This window comes from Glutamicibacter arilaitensis Re117, from assembly GCF_000197735.1.
GTDB classification, from domain to species: domain Bacteria; phylum Actinomycetota; class Actinomycetes; order Actinomycetales; family Micrococcaceae; genus Glutamicibacter; species Glutamicibacter arilaitensis.
In genome coordinates this window covers 2,958,777-2,974,654 of sequence record NC_014550.1, presented here as the reverse complement: position 1 = coordinate 2,974,654, position 15,878 = coordinate 2,958,777, and the positions used below count along the sequence as shown (strand labels likewise).

Genomic DNA, 15,878 nt, shown 5'->3' with positions numbered 1-15,878 from the left:
AAAAGTCACGGTTTGCCAAGATATCCTTGGCAAACCGTGACTTCAATGCACGCCAAATTCGGGTGTGATTAGTGGGTTGCTAGCCGATAGCGGAAGCGCGCCACCAATCGATGCCGGCATCGCCCTGGGCAATCTTGGCGATTTCAGCCAATTCAGCTTCGGTGAAATCAACGTTCTCCAGTGCGCCCAAGTTCTCATCAAGCTGCTTGGTCGACGAGGCGCCAATCAGCACCGAGGTCGCCGCGCCATCACGCAGCAGCCAGGCCAGGGCCATCTGGGCCAGCGACTGGCCGCGCTTCTGCGCAACTTCGTTCAGGCGGCGAACCTTGGTCAGGTTCTCTTCGGTGAGCTGGGCTTCGAGCGAACGGCGTCCGCCCTGGCGAACCACATCCGTGGTCTCCAAGTACTTGTCGGTCAACAGGCCCTGAGCCAATGGGGTGAAGGCGATGGCGCCCATGCGTTCTTCCTGCAGGGTCTGCAAGAGTCCGTGCTCAACCCATGGATTCAGGATGTTGTACGACGGCTGGTGGATAACCAGCGGAGTTCCCAAGTCCTTGGCAATTGCCACAGCTTCTGCCGTGCGCTCAGCGGAGTAGGAGGAAATGCCTACGTAGGTGGCCTTGCCCTGGCGAACCAGTGTATCCAGTGCGCCGATGGTTTCTTCCAGGGGCGTCTTTGGATCAAAGCGGTGCGAATAGAAGATGTCCACGTAGTCCAGATTCATCTTCTGCAGCGATGCTTCGCATGAGGCAAGCAGGTACTTGCGCGAACCGAAGGTTCCGTGCGGACCAGGCCACATGTCGTAGCCGGCTTTGGAAGAGATGACCAGCTCGTTGCGGTAGGGCTTGAAATCCTTGGCCATCATGCGGCCAAAGTTCTCTTCGGCGGAACCTGCTGGTGGGCCATAGTTGTTGGCCAAATCGAAGTGGTTGATGCCGTTGTCGAAAGCGTGGCGCAGGATCTCGCGCTGGGTGTCGAATGGACGGTTGTCACCGAAGTTCCACCAAAGTCCCAAGGAAAGTGGGGGAAGGCGCAGGCCCGAATCGCCAACGCGGCGGTAGCCGTAGTGCTCATAACGGTCCGCGGCAGCAGTGTATGGGCGGTGCAGTTCCGAGATGGAAGGGAGGCGTTCGTATTCCACGAGGCACCTTTCTGCCAGCGCATATGCTGGCGACGGTGGAGGATATGAGATCTTCGTTACCAGAATATGTCAGATTACTTAGTGTTTTACAGAGCCATGCGATGAATCCGCTCAATGCGTAACCGGGCTGCAGAAAGAAGTGTTAAATGAGGAACCGACCCGCCAGGCCAAGGAGGTAACGCCTGTGCGGATCGGTTCATCTAGATCACTCGCACCTTGAGAAGGTATTAACCACACTAGGAGCTGAATCTTGAAGGTAGCTGAATACCACGTGTGTTCTCTCTTAGGAAGATGCTGTTTCTAATAATTCGAGGGCGGGTCGGAAGCGGGGAAGGATTCGTCTTCCCATTCTTCGACTAGCTCTTCATCATGCTCGTCGTGCCGTTTCTTCTCTTCTGCGGCAAGCCGTTGCTTTTCCTCTTCAGCACCACCGGCCAGCCCGGCACCTGTTTGTTCAGACATGCTCTTCCTCCCAACATCCGTTCGCCACCTTCGGCAAAGATGACTTGTCCCTGTTCCTTCAGTGTTCACCCATTCACCATGGTTGTCGAGGGCAAAGCAATACTCTGATTTCGGCTTCATCGCACGGACAGGATTTAATCGTAGGTATGCCAATGATCAATAACCCCGCCGATGGATCCGAAATCTTCTTTGATGATGACCAGGACGGGGGCGAACCGATTCTATTCCTGCACGGTTCCGCACTGTCACGATCTATTTGGCGCGGCCTGGGATACACCAAAGCACTGGGCGAGGGGCACCGGACCATCCGGATGGACCTGCGCGGGCATGGCAAGTCCGCCAAATCCCACGACGTGGCTGACTACACCATGGATAAGGTGGTCGGGGATATCCAAGCGGTGCTGGATCACTTGGGCATTGAACGCATCCATATCGTCGGCTATTCCTTCGGCGCACGCACCGGACTTCATATGGCCATGCATCACCCCGAGCAAGTGATCTCCTTGATCATGCTCGGCGGCACCTACGAAATCACTGACGGCGAAATTGGAAAGCTGTTCTTCCCTGGCTATCTCGAGGTGCTTCGAAACGGCGATATCGAGGGTTTTGTCATCGGGCAGGAAAAGAACGGACGCCTTGATCCGTCCACGCGCCTGGCCTTCAAATCCAATGATCCGCTGGCCCTGGCGGCTTACTACGAAGCAGCCGAGACCTTGCAGAATATCGACTTGGCTGACCTTGCGAAAATCAGGATCCCTACCTTGTTGCTGATCGGAACCAGGGACCAGCCGCGCTTCGACCAGAACAAGATCATGGTCCGCACCTTGCCCGATGCACGCATGGTGGTCCTGCCAGAGCGAACGCACGGCAGCACGCTGTTCCCCATCGAACCGGTAGTGAACGCAATCCAGTCTTTTTGGACCGGACGCCAGCGATGAACCCGGTTCGCTTTGACTTGGAGAAGATTTCTTCGGGACTGGCCTTCGGACCAAGCCGCGAAGAACTCTACGCCTCCGTGGCAGCGCATCCTGCGCAGCCGCTGGTTATCCAAGCGCCACCGGGATCCGGTAAAACCACGATCGTTCCTCCTACGGTAGCCAACGCACTGGAACAGGCCGGGTTGACTGGCAAAATCATGGTGACCCAGCCACGCCGTGTCGCAGCCCGTGCCGCAGCCCGCCGCCTGGCCCAGCTTGATGGCTCGGCCTTGGGCGAGCGGGTCGGATTCGCGGTTCGTGGCGAACGCAGGGCATCGGCACAGACCCAGATCGAATTCGTGACCGCGGGCCTGATGCTGCGCAAGCTGCTGGCCGATCCGGATCTTGACGGTGTCAGCGCGGTAATCATTGATGAAGTCCATGAGCGTTCCATCGATACCGACTTGCTGCTGGCGATGGTCAACCAGGTCAGCGAACTACGCGATGACTTGTCGCTGATCGTCATGAGTGCCACCTTGCATGCCCAAGAGCTGTCACAGCTGCTGGCACGCGAGAAGCCAGCTGCGGTGCTCAGCGCCCAAACAGCGCAGCATGAAGTGCAAGAAGCTTTCGACAGCTTCCCCGGAACGCGCAATACCGAACACGGGTTGAAGGACGAGTACCTGCGCCATGTAGCAACCGTGGCAGTAAAGCATTCGGCCACAGCCAATGCAGCAGGCAGCACCCCGGTCGATACCTTGGTCTTTGTCCCGGGCGTGCGGGAAGTAGAACGCGTCTGCTCACAGGTGGCGGCCACCGGAGGACAGGCCTTGGCCCTGCATTCGCAGATTTCCTCCAAAGAACAGGACCAGATCCTCAGCGAACCCGCAGCAGGCAGCGCCGCACGGATTATTGTCGCCACCTCCATCGCCGAATCGTCGGTCACCGTGCCACGGGTGCACCTGGTCGTTGATGCAGGCTACGCCCGTGAACCTCGCCGGGATAGCTCGCGAGGTTTCTCCGGGCTGATGACGGTGGTTGCCAGCCGTTCGGCGGCCACCCAAAGGGCCGGACGTGCAGGACGCCTGGGGCCGGGCAAGGTGGTGCGGACCTTGGATCCCAAATCCTTTGCCGCCGCCCCAGCGCATTCCACACCGGAAATCCGTACCGGCGACCTGGCTGCTGCCGGGCTGTCGCTGGCCGCGTGGGGGACACCGCGCGGTGAAGGCCTAAGCATGTGGGAAGCCCCGCCGGCTGCCACCATGGCTCATGATGAGCAGGTCTTGCGCGCACTGGACGCGGTTGACGACTCCGGGCAGATCACCTCATTGGGTGAGCAGATGATGAAGATTCCAACTGATCCGCGTACCGCACGCGCCCTCTTGGAAGGGAACCAGATTTTCGGCACCCGGGCGGCAGCCGAGGCGGTGGCTTTGCTTTCCAGTTCGGAGCGCATTGCCAGCGCGGATCTGAACGAATTGCTCAGCGCCGTGCGCCGGAGCTCGCATCCGGCGAACCGAGCCTGGAAGCACGAGGCGCAGCGTTTGGAGAAGCTTCTGGGCGTCGCCGGAAACAGTGCAGGCCGCCAGCCTGCCTCAGCTGCCCAGGGGCTGGCCGGGGTGTGCGCTCTGGCGTATCCGCAATGGATTGCGCGCAAGGTCGGCCATGAAGAATACCTGTTGGCTTCGGGCACCCGTGCTGCACTGCCCCGCGGCAGTCAATTGGTGCATGAAGAATTTATTGCGGTCGCCGAAGTCTCCCGCACTGGTTCCAAATCCATGATTCGTCGGGCTATTGGCATTGACTTTGAAACTGTCTTGGAACTGCTGCCGCAGCTTCACCAGAAACGGGAGACGGCAGAACTGGTTGACGGGAAGATCAGTGCCCGGCAGGTTGAGAGCTTTGGTGCAATCGAGCTGGCAGCCCATCCCATCAAGGCCACCGAAGAGTTGGGCAAGGAAGCAGTTGCTAATGCCATTGCCATCCAAGGTCTTGGCTTCTTCGGCACCCACGATAAATTCGAGGCCTTGCGCCGGCGTATGGATACGGCTCATCGCTTGCTGGGCGAACCCTACATCGCGGTAGATGACCAGAGCCTGATCGCATCTGCAGGGAACTGGCTGCAGCCGGTGCTGCGTCAGGTGGCTTCGGGCAAGAACGTGGCCAAGGTCGATTTGTATTCGGCGTTGCGCACGTTGCTGCCTTGGGAGCATGTCCATGATTTTGATGCACTGGTGCCAGAAAGGCTACAGGTGCCCTCCGGGTCCAGGATTTCCGTGGCGTATCCGGAGATTGGCCAGTCGGGGCCAGCTGTCGTATCGGTGAAATTACAAGAATGCTTTGGAATGGATACTTCCCCGCGCCTGGTCAATGGCAAGCTTGCGGTGCAGTTTCATCTGCTCTCACCGGGAGGGCATCCGCTGGCGGTCACCGACGACTTGGTCAGTTTCTTCAATGGCCCCTATGCGCAGGTTCGCGCTGAAATGCGCGGGCGCTACCCGAAGCATCCATGGCCAGAGAACCCATGGGACCACGTGGCTACCGCCAAGACGAAGAATCGCTTGAACAGGCAGTAGAAAGCAGTACGCCGGGAGAGCGGGTGAAAAACACCCGCCCTCCCGGCGTACTTAGTTGTGCGTGCTTAGGCGAAGGCCGAGAAGCCGGTGATGTCGCGGCCCATGATCAGCGCCTGCACGGTTTCGGTGCCTTCATAGGTATGGATTGCTTCTACATCGGCGAAGTGGCGTGCCACGCGGTTGCTTGTCAGAATGCCGTTGCCGCCGAGCAGGTCACGTGCGTTGGAGGCAATGACGCGCGCGGTGCGGGTGGCGGTGTACTTGGCCAGCGAAGCCTGCGGGCCGGTCAGGTCGCCTGCGCCTTCGCGCTTGGTAGCCTGCATGACCAGCACCTGCATGGTGGCCAGCTCCGACTGCATGCGGGCCAGGCGTTCCTGGACAATCTGGCTTTGGGCAAGAGGTCGGCCAAACTGCACGCGCTGCTTGGCGTAGTTCACTGCCGACTCGTAGCAGGCAGTTGCGTGGCCTACTGCCGACCAGGCGACGCCCAGACGGGTAGCGAACAGCACGCGGGAGGTGTCCTTGAAGCTCTGTGCATTAGGCATGACATCTTCATCCGGGACAAAGACGTTTTCCATGCGGATATGCGCCTGCCAGATGGCACGCAGCGAAAGCTTATTTTCAATGGTGGTTGCGCTGTAGCCCTCGGCATCCTGATGGACGATAAAACCGCGGACCTTGCCCTGCTCATCGCGGGCCCACACGATGGACACGCCACCGATGGAGCCGTTGCCGATCCACTTCTTTTCACCGCTCAAGCGGTAGCCGCCCTGGACCTTGGCAGCTCGGGTTTCCAAAGAAACGGAGTCAGAGCCGTGGGTTGGCTCGGTCAGTGCGAAGGCTCCGGGAAGTTCGCCACGCAGCATGGGCAGTGCGTACTTCTGAATCTGCTCATCGCTGCCGCAGTACAGCACGGAGCGCACCGCCAAGCCGCCCTGGACACCGACAATGGTGGACACCGAGCCGTCGCCGCGGGCCATTTCCATATTGACCAGGCCGGCGGCCAGCGGGCTCATCTGCTCGTAGCCCTCAAGGTTCAGGCCATCGCGCAGAAGGTCTGCGTCGCCCAGCTTCTTGATCAGGTGCAGCGGGTAGTCAGCCTTGTCCCAGTACTCGTGGATATTTTTCTTGACCTCGTCGAGGATGAACTTGCGGGCTTTGGCGCGCCAAGCGTTATCGGCTTCGCCTACTTCGGCGAAGACTCCTGTCGGATCGATATTGACGTCGCCGGACCACAGATCATATTCGGGTTCAACAACGCCGGCTGGGAATTCGAAACCGGTCTCCGGCTGGGTCATGACAGATGCTCCTGGTAGCTGTGGTGAAAAAGCTTCACCCCTAGCCTAATGGAACGCAGTGCCATGTCAAGGAACTTGGTTTCAATTGCGTAGTGTCTTCGATTATTTACCGTGTTCGCTCAGCGCGCGGGAGACCGCTTGGAGGATGGACTGCTCATCGGCACCGGCATCCAAGACTGAAACCACCACGGTCGGAGCGGCCGGCTTCTGAGCGGCAGTTTTCTGTTCCGGGTCCAGCAGATCTGCGAAGCGGTTCAGGAACTGGCGGACGTCATTGGCCAATTTGGTGCGGTCTGTGCTGGTTGCATCCTTGAGCCAGCTGCGCAAGTGGTCGTTGTGGATTGCAACCAGGCCAGCGCTCACTCCCAAGCACAGCGACTTCTCTGTGGCAGTCTTGGCCAATTCGCGTCGGTTCAAAAATCCGTAGAAAGCCCGTTCGTAACGGTGCGTGGAAACCAGTTCGCGCTCACGCAGCGAAGGCACCGAGGAAAGCAGCTTATGGCGCAGCGCGGCGCCTTCGGGGTTGACCGTGTATTGGTCGAAAACCACGTGGGCGGCATCGATCAGGGTAGTGATCGCATCAACCGACGACGCGGCCAGCGTGGTCTGAACGTGGGTGATGATCATTTCCTGGTCCGCAAAGACCATATTTTCTTTGGAGCCGAAGCGGCGGAAGAAAGTGGAACGCGAAATTCCCGCGGCCGCAGCTAACTCGTCAACACTGGTGGCGTCGAAGCCCTGGGTGATGAGTAGGTCGAGGGCTGCTGGGGGCACTGCGGAAGAAGCGATCATGATTCACGAATTTAGCACGATTCAAGGGGCTGGTTCCTAGTGTTCTGCTGAGCGCGCCGCGTAAATGATTGTGTACTAGTGTCGCCATGACTACGCTGAACAACAAGACGTTCTGAATAAAGACGTCATCTTTAGTTCAATTGAAAGAGAAGTGAGGGCCCATGGGAATCTCGATCGCAAACGCCGCGCTACGTTTGGTCAGTGGCGCATTCATTCTCAACAGCGGTATCAACAAGCTGCGCATTGATGAGGCCAGTGCTGCCGGCCTGCAGCAGATGGCAGCCAACGGCGTGCCGCAGTTGGCTGAAGTAGAGCCAGCAGTTTTCGGCAAGGCACTGTCTATCGGTGAAATCTCCCTCGGAAGCGCATTGCTCCTGCCACTGATTCCAACGCGGTTGGCTGGTCTGGGCCTGGGCGCATTCTCCGGAGCCTTGCTGGCTTCCTACCTGCGCACCCCGGGGATGACCGAATCCGATGGCATCCGCCCTACCGCTGATGGCACCGCACTGGCCAAGGATGTCTGGCTGGCAGGCATCGCTGTGGCATTGATCTTCGGACGCAAGGGCGCCAAGAAGATCAAGAAAGCAAAATAAGCAGCACAAAGCTCTTGAGCAAAACACTCAGCAGGCCGTAAGTTGATCTTGAAGACTGCGATTTTCAGCGGCCACATTTGGACAACAAGCTAAGAGGAGAACCAATGGGTTTCTTAGATGATGCAAAGAAGAAGCTGGGCGAAGCAGTCGAGAACGCGAAGGATTTCGCTGGAGACGCTACCGAAAACATCAAGAGCTTCGCCTCCGATGCCCAAGAAAAGATCGGCGAGAAAGTCGACGAATTCAAGCACGGCGAAGACGGCGAAGAGTCGGAAGAAGCTGAAGACGAGACCTAGAAGCCGCAAAATAAGCGCCTGATCCAATGGTTTTCAAACCAGGATCAGGCGCTTATTTTTTGTGCGTTGCCGGTAGTGCCTAACGCTGTGCTTTCTTGCCATCAAACAAGAATGCAACCACCAGTACAGCCGCTACTGCGATGAAGCCGGGCAGCATCAAGGCCTGGCCCAAGCCAGCGGAAGTCGCTTCCATGATCACCGCCGGATCCTTGGAGTCCGCTTGGGAGATCAATGCGGAAACACGCGCCTCCATCATCACCGCGATCAGCGCCGAACCAAGCACCGAACCGATCTGCCGGGTGGTGTTGTAAATTCCGGAACCAGCCCCGGCATCACGTGCCGTCAGATCCTTGGTGGCTGCCAGCGACAGCGAAGGCCAGATCATCGCCGAACCGATGCCCTGAACCGCTGAAGGAATCAATAACGTCCACAACGGGATCTCGGCGTGCATCATGAATGCATAAACCACGGTGGCTCCGCCAAAGAGGAAGAACCCGGGTACTGCCAGGATGCGGGGGCTGAGCTGGTTGACCTTCTTGCCAAGCTGCGGGGCGATGAAAATCGCCACCACTGCCATCGGCGAGATCATCAAGGCAGACTGGGTTGGAGTCAGCCCGCGAACGTTCTGCAAGAAGAACACCATAGGCAGCGCAATGGTGGAAATGGTCAATCCCATGAACGAGATCGCGACATTGGACAAGGAGAAGTTGCGGACCTTGAACAGGCGCAACGGAACCAGCGGTTCAGCGGTGGTCTTGTTCTGCCACCAGATGAACACCCCGAACAGTGCTATGCCAATGATGATCAAATGCCACGAACCAAGCGGGCCAATAAATGGTTCCCAGTTAGTTGCATCGCCTTCCTGGATGCCGAAGACCAGGCAGAACATTGCCAATGCGGAAAGGAAGACTCCAAACCAGTCGAAAGAATGCGCATGCGATTCGAGGCGTGGAACGAATTTGAAGACCATGATCAAGCTGAACACCGCAATGGGCAGATTGATGAAGAAGATCCACTCCCAGCCGACGGAGTCCACCAGCAAGCCGCCTGCAATGGGACCGATCAGCGAGGCGATGCCAGCGACCGCACCCCACAGGCCCATGGCTGCGCCACGATGCTCATAGGGGAAGAGCCGGGTAATGAGCGTCATGGCCTGAGGCGAAATCATCGACGCGCCAAGGCCCTGAACCGCGCGGGCTGCTACCAGGGAGCCCAAGGAATCGGATAAGCCGCACCACAGCGAGGCCAGCGAGAAGATGACCATGCCGATGAGGTAGATATTGCGCGGACCGAAGCGGTCGCCAAGGCGGCCGGTGATCAACAGCGGCACCGCAAAAGTCAGCAGGTAGGCGCTGTTGACCCACAAGATGCTTGAGATGTCGGCATCCAGCGAACTCATGATGGCAGGCATCGCGGTGGACACAATCGTGGTGTCAAGAAGGATCATGAAGAAGCCGATGACCAATGCCCACAGGGCACGCCAAGCAGACTTCTTGTCAAAAGGTATTTCGGTATTCGCAGTTTCAGGCACTGGTCAAGGCTAGTCCCTATTGGCCAAATACGAAACGGATAGCGAAACTATGGAAAGGAAATTAGTCGAAACTCACATCACCGCTGATGCGGGTGGCGACATCGCCGCTGACCCAGACACCGCGTTCGGTGGCTTCGATATGCAAGATCGCTTCGCGTCCCAAGCGAGTGCCCTGTCGCACGGTGTAGCGCTGCGGTGCATAGCCGGACTGCGTTAGCCAGGTGCCGAATGCGGCATTCAGCGAACCCGTGGCAGGATCTTCGGGAACCGCCTCGCCGGGAATGAACGCGCGGACTTCATAGTCTGCAGGCGGCTGGAGCACGACATTGCGGAAGCGCTCTTCGGAGCGTTCGAAGTCCGAGAAGTCCAAGGGGCGAAGTTCTTCACGGGTACCGGAGAGCCGCGGCAACACCGATTGGCGTGGCTGCCACACGCCTTGCGAAACGCTGGAAGCGGTATACGGACCGATCACTCCAACTTCCAGCCCCTGCAGTGCTGCAAAGTCCGGTTCAATGCCCAAGACGACATCCGCGTCTCGCAGCACCAGGCCTGCAGGGTGCGGACCGTTGACCAGCCACTGGTGGTCCACCACGTCGGACTCTTCAATGCCCAGTCCCGCGACGGCCCACTGCAAGACATCTGGCTCCAACGGGCCCGAGCGGGTCAGTGGGGGAGCCAGGAAAGCCAAGCGGCGCGAATGGTTTTCGCTGCTTTCGCGTTCTACACGCACCGGAATCAACCCGGAACCGCATTCTTGAATCAAATGGCCGGACGGGCCTGCTTCGCCACCTGACTCCAGCCAAGCGTGGGCCGCACCGAGGGTGGGGTGGCCAGCGAAAGGCAATTCAGTGCTCGGAGTGAAAATGCGAATCGCATAGTCCGCTTCTTCATCGGTAGGTTCGACGAAGAATACTGTCTCAGCAAGATTCATCCACTGCGCAAAGTGCTGCATCTGCTCATCACTCAGGCTGTCAGCATTGAACACGACACCTAGACCATTGCCGTTGAAAGCAGTGGGAGCAAAAACGTCAACCTGCTGATATGAGAATGTGCGCGACATACTTAGCATGGTGGCACATTAACCAGCAGGTTGACCCGGTGTTACGTGGTACGTCACGCAAAAAGTTACTAACCCATCATCGTCGTGAACCTTCTTTACCAATGATGCGCAACATCGATGACTAGGCGTGATCCGCCCTCAGGTCCGGCCAGGGTGAAGACCCTCATAGGAAGCCGTGCCCTGGTCGATAGCCCGACTTTGGTTTGGCCTTCAAAGCTGCCCAGCCACACCAACTGGCGCATGCTTGTGTAGCCCAAGTTCTTCACCTGGGTGCCGGGGTTGAATCCCTGGTCTGCTGAAGCATGAACCAGGATTTCCAGGTTGGCACCACCGGTTGTAGCGACCGGCAAGCCTGATCCGATTCCCGTTAGCTTATTGACGTATTTCACCGAATAGCTGGCTGCAGGTCCGGAGAGGTCAATGACCAGCCGGTCAAAGCAATCATGGCGTCCGGTCCGAAGATTTTCCACTGCGGACTGGGTGGACAAGGAACTGGCTTTAGCCAGCGAACCCCAGTACACCGTAGGGCAGGCGACAGTAGCTTGGGCTGCAGGAGCCGGCACGGCACCAGCTGCTGGGGCGACCACGAGCATGGCAGCTGCCATCGTGCCCAAGAGAATTCCAATTTTTTTCTGGCGCATCTGGATCACCGGCTTTCTTGGTTTGCGCCGAGCGGCAGCGGGTACTGCCGGTGAATCAACTAAAGGCCTTGGAAACCTGCGAGGCAATGGCAAAAAGGAATTGGAATCGCTCCGAGACGCATCTGCAATCTGGTTGCGCAATGCCCGCTCCAGAAGGCTAGAACAAGGTTGCGCACAGCATTTATTAAGCGCCATGTGACATGCTTTATTCATGACACCTACCCCCGTTGATCCCATCGACGAAACCGTCGAGGAAGTCATTACAGTTTCAAGCTTCCTCCCCGAATCGTTGCAATTTTGGGTTGTTCTGCTCGTCGGTGCTGTCGTAGCTGCAATCTTGGCATTCGTCTTCAGTGGCGTGGCCCGGCGCGTGCTGCGCCGAATCGGCGTAGACGAAGCCGATGTGAAGGCCACCCGATTCCCATTCTTCGGCCTGGTGACATCCATCGTTGCCAAGTCCGCTCTCGCGATCTTCTATGGCGGCAAGCCTTGGTACAACCCATGGCAATTTGCCATCCTGATCGTCCTGGTCATTTTCCTGACCTGGTTCACCATCAAACTGGTTCGCGTCATCGAGGCCGGCATGATGGCCCGCTTCGAAGCGAAATTCGGGCCAGGACGGCGACTGGCCAAGGTACAGACCCAGGTCGGTCTGATGCGAAGGGTGCTGATTGCGGTGCTGTGCATCATCGCGGTCGCCGCCGTGCTGCTGACAATCGAACAAGTCAGGGCACTAGGAGCCGGTCTGCTGGCCTCGGCCGGCCTGGCATCGGTAGTCGTCGGCTTGGCAGTGCAGTCCACCTTGGCCAACGTTTTTGCTGGTCTGCAGGTCGCCTTTACCGACTCCATCCGGGTGGATGACACCGTGGTGGCCGAAGGCGAGCGCGGCACGGTTGAAGAGATCACCTTGTCCTACGTTGTGGTTCTGCTGATCGACGGACGCCGGATGATCCTGCCATCGACCTACTTCACCACGACTCCATTCGAGAACTGGTCGCGGCGCAGCACCGAGATCACCGGCAACGTCGCACTGCAGCTCAAGCTCAATGCTCCAATTGCCTACCTGCGCCAGCGCAGCAGCGAACTGCTTGAATCCTCCGACTGGTGGGATGGCCGTACCAATGAGCTACTTGTGACCGACGCGCAAAACGGCCTGCAAACAGTGACCATTTATTTATCAGCACGCGATGCCGGAGACTTGTGGAACCTGCGCAATATGCTCCGCGAGAAGCTGCTGGCCGAGCTGGTGGAGAACTACCCAGAGTGCCTGCCTGATCCGCGGATGATTCCGGGCAACCCGGTCTAGGGGCAAAGCGAAAGCCACTGGCTTCAGTTTATTGAACTGGAGAACAGTGGCTTTTGTTTTCTGCGAGCCTAGAGCCGCAAGGCCGCCGGGCCATAGTCGTTGTAGCGCTGCTGGCGGGCGGTTGCTTCACGCAGGGCCGAAATCAGTGATTCAGCTTTATCGATGAGATCTTGGATCAGCTCGTCGTCGCGTTCCACCCACAGGTATTCGGGTACCGCGCGTACCGGCACAAAGTTTTCGTGCTCTTCCCACACGAATAATGTGCGTTCGGCACCAATCACATGCTGCTGCCAGAGCACCTGGCGCAAATAGTTCTTCGGGATCTTCTTGAATGGCTTATTGGTGGTCTTGATTTCCGCCAAGACCGGAATGCCCGATGCGTCAAAACCCAAGCCATCGGGAGTTGCTAGATGCAATTTCGAATGCTGCGAGTGGAAGAGCTGGGAGGAGGGGAAAATATTGAAATTCTCCTGGACCCACGCAGCGATAACAGGTTCGCGCTTGCGCCCGTGATCGGTGTAGGGATTACCGGAAAAGCCATTGCCGTAGAGCTTGTCCCATGCTGCATTCTTGATGGACTTCTCGGTGGATAACTTGGCTACATCCGTCGCCGTGATGCCCTGGGAACGTGCACGCAACCACTCGATGCGGTTTGAAGAGTCAGCTAAAATACGTTCGAAGCATTCATGTCGGGCGCCGGGCACAGTAATCACTTCATCTATTCTTCCCCATTAAAGGGCCAGAACCGTGCAGCCTGGGCTTGGAACTGAAGTGAGACTAGTCGCTGGCTTGTGCGATGGCGGTCAATAGCTGATTGACAGTCGGTGTTTGACTGGAGCGGAATTTCTCCGTGCCTTCCTGCAATAGCCGGATTACCGGGGTGCTGGTGATTCCCATTTCTTCGCCACGACTCACCTGGGCGACCACATTGATCTCTTCGACCTGAAGCTCGGGAAGCAATTCCTGGACGCGGGCAACGGTAAGCCGGGTGCGCACGCAAGGCGCGCAAAACGGTTGCGTATATAGTTCCAACTTCATCGGCTGCAAAATGCTCCTGCTGTGGATGTGAACAAACTACCGGCAACTGATACCGGGGGATGAGTCTGGCTGGCGGCCAAATGGAACCCTGCGCTGATGCGCGTATGTACCCATTGTTGAAAACATGGAGGCATGCTTGAAAATTCCCTTGGATATCCACCTGTACTCGCCGCCCATGGACTCTACCGCGCCTTTGGCTCCACCACGGCCCTGAACGGTGTCGACCTGCAGATCACGCTGGGCCAATCCCTGGCCATCATGGGACCCTCGGGTTCAGGCAAGTCCACGTTGCTGCACGCACTGGCAGGCATTGAACTGCCCGATGCAGGAAGCATCATGCTGAACCTGCCAGGACGGGCACCGGTGGACATCCAAGGACTCAAAGATAAAGCGCGAACCAGATTGCGCCGTGAATCCTTTGGCTTTGTCTTCCAATCCGGGCTGCTGATTCCAGAGCTCACCGCCCAAGAGAACGTAGCCATGGCTTTGATGATCAACGGGGTGCCGCGCGGCACTGCGATTGAACGGGCCGCAACTGCCTTGGCAGATCTGGGCTTGGCAGGCATGGAAGAACGCCGCATTGGCCAGCTCTCCGGAGGGCAGCAGCAGCGCGTGGCCATCGCCCGTGCCCAGGTGACCGGGGCGATGGTGGTCTTTGCCGATGAACCGACCGGCGCATTGGATTCAACCACAGGCTTCGAGGTACTGGAAACCTTATTGGAGTGCACCGTGGGTGCAGGGAAATCCTTGGTGATGGTGACCCATGATCCCAATGTGGCCGCACGCTGCGATCGCGTGGTGCAGCTGCAAGATGGAAAGCTGATCAGCGATAGCCCGCAGCCGTTGAACACCATGCACGGCGGTGTGCAGAAGTGAATATCCTGCACCTTTCATGGATGCTCGGCCGTCCGGCCAAATCACGGTTGGCTCCACAGGTTTTGACCGCTTGCGCCTACGCAATGGTCAGTGCGATCCTGCTGATCGTCTTGGGTGGCGCCTACTCCTTTACCAGCTTCAGCCTCGAAGCCCAGAGCATGTATCTGCCATTGGCAGCATTCGCCGTGGTACTGCTCGTGGTTCCGCTGCTGGTGCTGGGCTCAGCTGCTGCAAGGCTTTCGGCGCGCTCCAATGACCGGGCCCTGTCCTCGCTGCGGCTGCTTGGTGCCACAGGTAGGCAGATCAGCCTGGTCGCCGTGCTGCAGGCCGCAGGTACTGCGCTCGCCGGTGCACTGACCGGAGTGCTGCTGTATTTCCTGGTCGCTCCGCTTGCATCGATGCTCCGGTTCCAGGGTGCGCCCATCGGGTCGGCAATCTACCTGCCGCTGTGCATGCTGGTGATAGCAGTAGTCGCTGTCGTGCTCCTTTCTGCAGCAAGTGCAGCTGCGGGCCTGCGCAAACTGGTGATCACCCCGTTGGCGGTCGCAAGCCGTCGCCAGGTTCCCACCCCCGGCTGGTTGCGTGCGGTTATAGCCGTAGGCGGGATCGTGGTGCTGGGCTTGGTGTTTGCCAATATGGGGCAGTTCCTGCAATCAATCGCAGCGATCATTGCGGTGGTGGTTGGCGGGTTCGGATTTGGTTTGCTGATCATGAACCTGATTGGCCCGTTTCTGGTTTCCAAGGTTGGCAAGCGCAAACTGCGCAAGGCCAATACTCCGCAAGAACTCTTGTCAGCCCGCATGATCCTGGAAAGCCCTGCCGAATCCTGGCGCCAGGTTTCCGGGGTAGCCATGGCGTCCTTTGTGGCCGTGGTGGGAGGCAGCGGCGCAGCCATGATGTCAATGACCGATGATGGCCTTTCCCGCGGCACCTGGCTGGAACACGTTCCAGCCGATGTCACCACCGGCGTGCTGGTGACCTTGGCAATCAGCTTCTTCTGCGTGGCCGCCTCGGCGGCGATCTCCCAAAGTGCCAGCACCTTGGACCGTGCCGAGCTGTATCGCGGGCTGCATCGGCTGGGGATGCCGTGGGCAACGATGAACGCCGCACGGACCAAGTCGATCATGATCCCGGCATTGACTGCCTCGATCGGGTTTGCCATTGCCTCCACGGTTCTCGTATTGCCGTTGGCCGGAGCCGCCATCATCTTCAAGCCGTTGACGGTCATCACGGTAGTTGCGTGTGTATTACTTGGCATGTTGTTGATCCGGGGCGCAATTTTGGTAGCCGATCCGCAGAAGCTGCTAGCAACTAGAGAATAAAATCTCTGGTCAACTAGCCCAAAATCCGT

The 15,878-nt window shown here is 58.3% G+C and carries 17 protein-coding genes; 8 read left to right on the top strand and 9 right to left on the bottom strand.

What is annotated here, in order from left to right; translation table 11 throughout:
• Positions 1–79: 79 nt before the first annotated feature.
• Both mgrA and AARI_RS19730 read right to left on the bottom strand, forming a co-directional pair.
• Positions 80–1,141, bottom strand: a complete 1,062-nt coding sequence (gene mgrA / locus AARI_RS14235; RefSeq protein ID WP_013349982.1) for an L-glyceraldehyde 3-phosphate reductase — start codon at positions 1,139–1,141, stop codon at positions 80–82.
• A 300-nt stretch (positions 1,142–1,441) separates the two neighbouring features.
• The gene (locus AARI_RS19730; protein WP_013349981.1) at positions 1,442–1,603 is read right to left on the bottom strand and encodes a hypothetical protein; all 162 of its coding nucleotides are present in this window, start codon (positions 1,601–1,603) and stop codon (positions 1,442–1,444) included.
• Between the two features lie 152 nt (positions 1,604–1,755).
• On the opposite strand from AARI_RS19730, the gene AARI_RS14230 reads away from it, so the two are divergent.
• Both AARI_RS14230 and hrpB read left to right on the top strand, forming a co-directional pair.
• Complete coding sequence (locus AARI_RS14230; protein WP_013349980.1) at positions 1,756–2,541, top strand: alpha/beta fold hydrolase; 786 nt, start codon at positions 1,756–1,758, stop codon at positions 2,539–2,541.
• Positions 2,538–5,096 (top strand): ATP-dependent helicase HrpB, encoded by a 2,559-nt coding sequence (hrpB, locus tag AARI_RS14225; protein ID WP_013349979.1) that lies wholly within the window; start codon positions 2,538–2,540, stop codon positions 5,094–5,096. The genes AARI_RS14230 and hrpB overlap by 4 nt, the downstream gene beginning before the upstream one ends.
• Before the next feature lie 65 nt (positions 5,097–5,161).
• On the opposite strand, the gene AARI_RS14220 is transcribed toward hrpB, so the two are convergent.
• Both AARI_RS14220 and AARI_RS14215 read right to left on the bottom strand, forming a co-directional pair.
• Positions 5,162–6,394: an acyl-CoA dehydrogenase family protein gene (locus AARI_RS14220; protein WP_013349978.1), complete on the bottom strand. Its 1,233-nt coding sequence runs from the start codon at positions 6,392–6,394 to the stop codon at positions 5,162–5,164.
• A gap of 102 nt (positions 6,395–6,496) precedes the next feature.
• Entirely contained in the window at positions 6,497–7,186 is a 690-nt protein-coding gene (locus AARI_RS14215) for a TetR/AcrR family transcriptional regulator (protein ID WP_013349977.1), read from the bottom strand.
• A 161-nt stretch (positions 7,187–7,347) separates the two neighbouring features.
• Between AARI_RS14215 and AARI_RS14210 the strand changes: the two genes are divergently transcribed.
• Together AARI_RS14210 and AARI_RS14205 are read left to right on the top strand one after the other, a co-directional pair.
• Entirely contained in the window at positions 7,348–7,779 is a 432-nt protein-coding gene (locus AARI_RS14210) for a DoxX family membrane protein (protein ID WP_013349976.1), read from the top strand.
• A gap of 104 nt (positions 7,780–7,883) precedes the next feature.
• Positions 7,884–8,075, top strand: coding sequence for a hypothetical protein (locus tag AARI_RS14205; protein WP_013349975.1), 192 nt, complete (start codon positions 7,884–7,886; stop codon positions 8,073–8,075).
• 79 nt (positions 8,076–8,154) lie between these two features.
• Here the strand turns inward: AARI_RS14205 and AARI_RS14200 are convergent, their stop codons facing one another.
• The 3 genes from AARI_RS14200 to AARI_RS14190 form a co-directional block, all read right to left on the bottom strand.
• Positions 8,155–9,606, bottom strand: a complete 1,452-nt coding sequence (locus AARI_RS14200) for a DHA2 family efflux MFS transporter permease subunit (protein WP_013349974.1) — start codon at positions 9,604–9,606, stop codon at positions 8,155–8,157.
• Positions 9,607–9,667: 61 nt separating this feature from the next.
• Complete coding sequence (locus AARI_RS14195) at positions 9,668–10,666, bottom strand: PhzF family phenazine biosynthesis protein (protein ID WP_102597235.1); 999 nt, start codon at positions 10,664–10,666, stop codon at positions 9,668–9,670.
• A 95-nt stretch (positions 10,667–10,761) separates the two neighbouring features.
• Positions 10,762–11,271 (bottom strand): AMIN-like domain-containing (lipo)protein, encoded by a 510-nt coding sequence (locus AARI_RS14190; RefSeq protein WP_049862746.1) that lies wholly within the window; start codon positions 11,269–11,271, stop codon positions 10,762–10,764.
• Here AARI_RS14190 and AARI_RS19850 point away from each other — a divergent pair.
• A complete protein-coding gene (locus AARI_RS19850; RefSeq protein ID WP_146040883.1) occupies positions 11,258–11,506 on the top strand; it encodes a hypothetical protein in 249 nt (82 codons plus the stop codon). The genes AARI_RS14190 and AARI_RS19850 overlap by 14 nt on opposite strands.
• 12 nt (positions 11,507–11,518) lie before the next feature.
• A complete protein-coding gene (locus AARI_RS14185) occupies positions 11,519–12,613 on the top strand; it encodes a mechanosensitive ion channel family protein (protein ID WP_013349971.1) in 1,095 nt (364 codons plus the stop codon).
• 68 nt (positions 12,614–12,681) lie between these two features.
• Here the strand turns inward: AARI_RS14185 and AARI_RS14180 are convergent, their stop codons facing one another.
• Positions 12,682–13,326 (bottom strand): YqaJ viral recombinase family protein, encoded by a 645-nt coding sequence (locus AARI_RS14180; protein WP_173362797.1) that lies wholly within the window; start codon positions 13,324–13,326, stop codon positions 12,682–12,684.
• A 64-nt stretch (positions 13,327–13,390) separates the two neighbouring features.
• Positions 13,391–13,651: a glutaredoxin family protein gene (locus AARI_RS14175; RefSeq protein WP_041648982.1), complete on the bottom strand. Its 261-nt coding sequence runs from the start codon at positions 13,649–13,651 to the stop codon at positions 13,391–13,393.
• Between the two features lie 132 nt (positions 13,652–13,783).
• On the opposite strand from AARI_RS14175, the gene AARI_RS14170 reads away from it, so the two are divergent.
• Together AARI_RS14170 and AARI_RS14165 are read left to right on the top strand one after the other, a co-directional pair.
• Positions 13,784–14,527: an ABC transporter ATP-binding protein gene (locus AARI_RS14170; RefSeq protein ID WP_013349968.1), complete on the top strand. Its 744-nt coding sequence runs from the start codon at positions 13,784–13,786 to the stop codon at positions 14,525–14,527.
• Positions 14,524–15,849 (top strand): FtsX-like permease family protein, encoded by a 1,326-nt coding sequence (locus AARI_RS14165; protein WP_013349967.1) that lies wholly within the window; start codon positions 14,524–14,526, stop codon positions 15,847–15,849. The genes AARI_RS14170 and AARI_RS14165 overlap by 4 nt, the downstream gene beginning before the upstream one ends.
• The last annotated feature ends 29 nt before the right edge of the window (positions 15,850–15,878 follow it).

Coding starts and splice junctions, on each gene's coding strand:
- AARI_RS19730 (WP_013349981.1), bottom strand. CDS start 1,603: ATGTCTGAACAAACAGGTGCCGGGCTGGCCGGTGGTGCTGAAGAGGAA.
- AARI_RS14230 (WP_013349980.1), top strand. CDS start 1,756: ATGATCAATAACCCCGCCGATGGATCCGAAATCTTCTTTGATGATGAC.
- hrpB (WP_013349979.1), top strand. CDS start 2,538: ATGAACCCGGTTCGCTTTGACTTGGAGAAGATTTCTTCGGGACTGGCC.
- AARI_RS14220 (WP_013349978.1), bottom strand. CDS start 6,394: ATGACCCAGCCGGAGACCGGTTTCGAATTCCCAGCCGGCGTTGTTGAA.
- AARI_RS14215 (WP_013349977.1), bottom strand. CDS start 7,186: ATGATCGCTTCTTCCGCAGTGCCCCCAGCAGCCCTCGACCTACTCATC.
- AARI_RS14210 (WP_013349976.1), top strand. CDS start 7,348: ATGGGAATCTCGATCGCAAACGCCGCGCTACGTTTGGTCAGTGGCGCA.
- AARI_RS14205 (WP_013349975.1), top strand. CDS start 7,884: ATGGGTTTCTTAGATGATGCAAAGAAGAAGCTGGGCGAAGCAGTCGAG.
- AARI_RS14195 (WP_102597235.1), bottom strand. CDS start 10,666: ATGTCGCGCACATTCTCATATCAGCAGGTTGACGTTTTTGCTCCCACT.
- AARI_RS19850 (WP_146040883.1), top strand. CDS start 11,258: ATGGCAGCTGCCATCGTGCCCAAGAGAATTCCAATTTTTTTCTGGCGC.
- AARI_RS14190 (WP_049862746.1), bottom strand. CDS start 11,271: ATGGCAGCTGCCATGCTCGTGGTCGCCCCAGCAGCTGGTGCCGTGCCG.
- AARI_RS14185 (WP_013349971.1), top strand. CDS start 11,519: ATGACACCTACCCCCGTTGATCCCATCGACGAAACCGTCGAGGAAGTC.
- AARI_RS14175 (WP_041648982.1), bottom strand. CDS start 13,651: ATGAAGTTGGAACTATATACGCAACCGTTTTGCGCGCCTTGCGTGCGC.
- AARI_RS14170 (WP_013349968.1), top strand. CDS start 13,784: ATGCTTGAAAATTCCCTTGGATATCCACCTGTACTCGCCGCCCATGGA.